This window comes from Streptomyces sp. IBSBF 3136 (genome assembly GCF_036815105.1).
GTDB lineage: Bacteria > Actinomycetota > Actinomycetes > Streptomycetales > Streptomycetaceae > Streptomyces.
The window spans coordinates 1-5,299 of the sequence record NZ_JAJSZC010000354.1 but is presented as its reverse complement, the minus strand read 5'-3'; the positions used below and the strand labels follow the sequence as shown (position 1 = coordinate 5,299).

Annotated in this window: 2 protein-coding genes; one reads left to right on the top strand and one right to left on the bottom strand. The window is 73.7% G+C overall.

All coding sequences use genetic code 11. From position 1 onward, the window contains the following. Nucleotides 1–253: 253 nt before the first annotated feature. Complete coding sequence (locus V7E45_RS38515; protein ID WP_333778933.1) at nucleotides 254–1,528, bottom strand: GDSL-type esterase/lipase family protein; 1,275 nt, start codon at nucleotides 1,526–1,528, stop codon at nucleotides 254–256. A gap of 366 nt (nucleotides 1,529–1,894) precedes the next feature. Here V7E45_RS38515 and V7E45_RS38510 point away from each other — a divergent pair, with 366 nt between their 5' ends. After that, nucleotides 1,895–5,203, top strand: coding sequence for a TIM-barrel domain-containing protein (locus tag V7E45_RS38510; RefSeq protein ID WP_443056350.1), 3,309 nt, complete (start codon nucleotides 1,895–1,897; stop codon nucleotides 5,201–5,203). Nucleotides 5,204–5,299: the final 96 nt, after the last annotated feature.

Below are 5,299 nucleotides of genomic sequence, written 5' to 3'. Positions count from 1 at the left end.
GTCGGCAGTCGGCAGTCGGCAGTCGGCAGTCGGCAGTCGGCAGTCGGCAGTCGGCAGTCGGCAGTCGGCAGTCGGCAGTCGGCAGTCGGCAGTCGGCAGTCGGCAGGAAACGATCAGCGGACGGCAGCGGAAACGCGGCGGTCGACTGTGGACAGCCGACGGCGGACTGTCGCCGGTCGACGCTCGGCAGTGTCCCGTCGCCCGTCGCCCGTCGCCCGTCGCCGGTCGACAGTCGCCGGTCTGCGGCCGACGCTCAGCGGACCGCCGGAACGAGTGCCGCGCGGCTCGCCGGCCGGTGGTCGAGGACGTGCCCCACGGCGTCGGCGACAGCCAGCAGGCCCGCTTCGTTGAAGTGCAGGTGGTCACCGTGGTCGTAACCGGGCAGGAGCCGCTGCGGGTCGGCGGGGTCGCGGAGGGCGGCGTCGGCGTCGGCTACAGCGTCGAAGGCGCCGCCGGTGCGGATGAAGGCGTTGACCTGTTGCCGTAGCGCCTCGCGGGCCGGGTTGAAGAGGCGGTGGCCGCGGTACGGGGTGAGCGTGACGCCGATGACCCGGATGCCGCGGGCGTGGGCGCGGGCGACGAGTGTGCGGTAGGCGTCCGTCAGGGCGGTGGGTCCGGTCAGTCCCGGGGTGTTGATGTCGTTGATGCCCTCGAAGACGACCAGCACCCGCACGCCGGCCCGGTCCAGGGCGTCGGCGCCCAGGCGGGACAGGCCGCTCGGTCCGACGTCGTCGCGCAACAGGCGGTTGCCGGAGATGCCGGCGTTCAGGACGCCGAGCCCGCGGGCGCGCAGGTGTTCGGCGAGCCGGTCGGGCCAGCGGTGGTCGGCGTCGGTGGTGGCGCCGATGCCGTCGGTGAGGGAGTCGCCGAAGGCGACGACGCTGCCGGTGGCGGAGCCGCGGACGTCGACGCCGGTGACGTAGTACCAGGAGCCGGTGGTGGTCGTGTAGGCGGCGCCGGACTCGTCGTGCGCCCGGCCGGCGCCGGCCCGCGCCACGTAGCTGGTCTGCATGGCCTGGCGGTGGAAGGTGGCCGGGCCGTCGTCGTCCGGTGTGTGGACGGTGACCAGGAGGTCGGCGCCGGCCCGAACGGGCAGCGGAACCGGGTCGGTGAGCAGGTCGTGGCCCGGTGCGACGGTGGTGGTGCGGGAGCCGTGGAAGGTGGCGGTGCGCAGGGTGCCGGGCGCGGCGTCGGGTCCGGCGGCCCGCCGCAGGGCGACGGTGACCGCGCCGAGCCGCAGGGGCGCGGTGCCGAGCCGGTTGCTGAGCCGGACGCGTACCGCGGTGCCGCCTGTGCTGAGGTGGACGACGTTGCGGATGGCGGCCCCGGGCAACGCGGGGGTGGTGCCGGAGGGGGCGGTCTCCCAGGTGCCGGTCCAGGCGCCCTGACGGAGAACGGGGGCGGCGGGCGCGGGTACGGCGGGTGCCGCCGCTCCGGGCGGCCGGACGGCCTGCGCCGCGGCGTGTGCCGTCGTGCCGGGCAGCACCGCGAGCCCGAGTGCCGCGATGACCCGTACGGTCCTGCCCATAGGTGCGCCCGCCTTCCGTGACCCGTCGCAGGCGACCGTGTCACATGGCCACCCCGTCGCCGCGGACCGCCACCGCCGCGCCACCCGCCCGGCCCAACGCGTTCGGCCGGGCCTGGCCGCGCCCCGCTGGGCGGCAGGCGCGATCAGGCACGTCGCCGCCGTCGGCGACCCGCTCATGTCAGCCAACTGACAACGATGTCCGTCCGGTGTGTAGACACGGGGAAATCCGTCGTGCTGTCATGCGGAACGGCCGCATTACAACGTTGTACCGAGTGGTACCGACCGCACTGGCGCGATCCCCGCAGAGACTCAGCCGCATGCCCGACGCGCTCGCGAGAGCGCCGCCGTCCACCCGTGGAGCGTGCCGTGCACCCATCGATTCCCAGATCCCTCCCCCGGACGCGGAGCACCACCGCAGTTCGCCTGATCCCCTGCCTGGCCCTGGCGTTCGGCCTGCTCGGCGCCCCCGCCGCCACGGCGCAGGGCGCGAAGGAGCCGGTGCGCGCCGCCGCCTCGGCCGTCGTGGTGTCCGACGCGCGCTTCGAGGTCCTCTCGCCCACGCTGATACGGACCGAGTACGCCGGGGACGGCAAGTTCGAGGACGACGCCACCTTCGACGCCGTCGGCCGCGACGCCTTCCCGTCGGCGCCGTACACCTCCTCGGTGAAGGACGGCGTCCTGACCATCACGACCAGCGCGCTGACGCTCCGGTACGACGTGGGGTCGGGGCCGTTCGACGCGGACAACCTGAGGGTGCGGCTCAAGGCGGGGCGGTCGTCCGTCCTCGCGTCACCGTGGCAGCACCGCACCTGCGCGGCGGGCGCGTTGTGCGAGGCCGAGGACCAGGTGTACGACGGGCCCGGACTGGCCACCGATCACCGTGACTTCACCGGCAAGGGGTTCCTGGCCGGCTTCGACGTCGACAACAACTCGCTGTCCACGGACGTGCGGGCACCGTCGGCCGGTACGTACGAGTTCGCCGTGCGGTACGCCAACTCGGCGGGCGGCGACGGAAAGCACGAGACCCGGACGCTCGGTCTGAGCGTGGACGGTGGCGCCGACCGGCGGCTCCGGCTGCCCGAGACCGGTGACTGGAACACCTGGGCGGTGGCACGGCTCGCGCTGCCGGTCGCCGGTGGCCACCACACCGTCCGGCTGCACCGCGCCCCCGGCGACTCCGGCAACGTCAACATCGACAGCGTCGCCCTCCTGACGCCCGGCGCCGCGTTCCCCTCGCGGGCGGCGGCCGCGGTCCCCGGTTGCCGCTTCGGCACCGCCTGCGAGGCCGAGGAGGCCCGCTCGGCCGGCTCCGCGCAGATCGCCACCGACCACGAGGGGTACGCCGGGTACGGCTTCGTCGCCGAGCTCGACCAGGGCGCCGGTCTCGTCGAGCCGGTGTCGGGCGTACCTGCTGACGGCATCTACCTCCTGCACCTGCGCTACGCGAACGGCACCGGGAGCGACGGCCTGCACCGCACGCGGAGCGTCGAGGTCTCGGCGGGAAGCGGACCGGCCCGCACCCTCGACCTCCCGGCGACCGACGGCTGGGACGCCTGGAAGACCGCGTCCGTGCCCGTCGACCTGCGGGCGGGAACCCAGGACATCGCCCTGACCTGCCCCGACGCCGACAGCTGCCACGTCAACGTGGACACTCTCGCGCTGACACCCCGCGCGCAACCGGCCCCCGCACCGCACCTCGCCCTGGGCGGCTACCGCCGCAGCCTCGACGGGCTCGACGGCGATGCCGACCCCACGCCCTGGACCACCCCCGGACTGCTGCACCGGGACGGCTGGTACCTGCTCGACGACACCGCGTCCGCGGCCTACGACGCCGGGACCGGGAAAGCCGCAGCACGTCCCTCGCACGGCGCTCAGCCCTACCAGGACGCCTACCTCTTCGGCTTCGGGCACGACTACCGGCAGGGCCTGACCGACCTCGCCGCGCTGACCGGCCCGTCCGCGCTGCTGCCCCGCTGGGCGTACGGCGTGTGGTACTCCGAGTACATCGACCGTACGGCGGCCGACTACGAGAACACCGTCGTCCCGGCGTTCCGGGCCGCGAACGTGCCGCTGGACGTGCTCGTCACCGACACCGACTTCAAAGCGCCGAACACGTGGAGCGGCTGGAACTTCGACCCGGAGAAGTTCCCCGACCCGAAGGGCTTCTTCGACTGGTCGCACGACCAGGGGCTGGCGAACACGCTGAACGTGCATCCCGGCATCCTCGGCGGCGACCCGCGGTTCGCCCAGGCCCAGGCCACGGCCAAGGGCAAGCTGGTGAAGGGCGGTTGCGCGGCCGCGGCCGGTTCCGACTGCTACACCTTCGACTTCGGCGACCCCGACCAGCTCAAGGCGTACCTCGACCTGCACCGGCCGATGGACCGCGCCGGCAACGACTTCTGGTGGCTGGACTGGTGCTGTGACACCTCACGCTCCTCGCAGGAGGGCGTCACACCGGACGCCTGGATCAACCAGCAGTACGCCGACCTGACTTCGGAGACCGGCGGCCGGGGGTTCGTCCTCTCCCGCGCCTACGGGTCGCTGCAGGCCGGGGGTTACAGCGCGGGGGTCGGGCTGCCCACCGGGCCCTGGGCCGACAAGCGCACCACCATCCACTTCTCCGGGGACACCACCTCCGACTGGGGCACCCTGCGCGCCGAAGTCGGCTACACCCCCGGCGAGTCGGCCGCCACGGGCCTGTCCGCCGTCAGCCACGACATCGGCGGCCACAACGACGGCTACGGCATCCCCGGTGCGGAGACGTACGTCGCCGGCGGCACGACCCACCGCACCACCAAGCTGCCCGACGACCTGTACGCGCGCTGGGTGCAGTTCGGCACCTTCCAGCCGATCGACCGCCTGCACAGCAACCACAGCGACCGGCTGCCCTGGCAGTACGGGCCCCAGGCGCGGGCGTCGGCCGAGAAGTTCCTCAGGCTGCGCGAGGCGCTCGTGCCCTACACGTACAGCCTGGCGCGCGAGGCCAACGCCACCGGCGTCCCCGTCGTGCGGGCGCTGTACCTGCAGTACCCGGAGGAGGAGAACGCCTACACCGAGGCGGGCAGCGAATACCTGTACGGGCCCGACATGCTCGTGGCCCCGGTCACCCGGCCCGGCGACCGGACGACCACGCCGGTCTGGTTCCCGCCCGGCCGGTGGACCGACTACTTCACCGGGGCGAGCTACACGGCACCCGCCGGCGGGGCCACGTACGACATCACCACCACCCTGGACACCATGCCGGTCTTCGTGCGCTCCGGCGGCATCGTCGCCACCCGGTCCGCGGACGTTCCGGGCGACGCCCGCAGCACCTCGAGCGGGCTCACCCTCACGGTGGCCCCGGGCGGTTCGGGCACCTTCTCCCTGTACGACGACGACGGCAGCAGCACCGTCTCGAAGCGGGCCGCGACCGTGCGGGCCCGCTACTCGGAGCAGGCGTCCTCCCGCCGGCTGACGATCGGAGCCGCTCGCGGCACGTTCGCGGGCCAGGCGGACCGGCGCCGGTGGACCGTGCGCTTCCTCGACGTGCGGCGGGCCCCGACGACGGTGACGGCCGCGGGCAAGCCACTGCCGTCGTCGGCCTGGTCCTGGGATCGCGACCGGCACACGCTCCAGGTCACCCTTCCCTCGCGGAGCACCCGCACGGCGGTGACCGTGACCTGTCGCTGGCGGTGAGCGGGCGCTCGCGGTGACCGTGACCTCGTCGCTGACCGCCGTCGCCTCGCACCGGCCCCGGCACCCGCCCCCGTCCTGTTTGTTATAAACATAAAC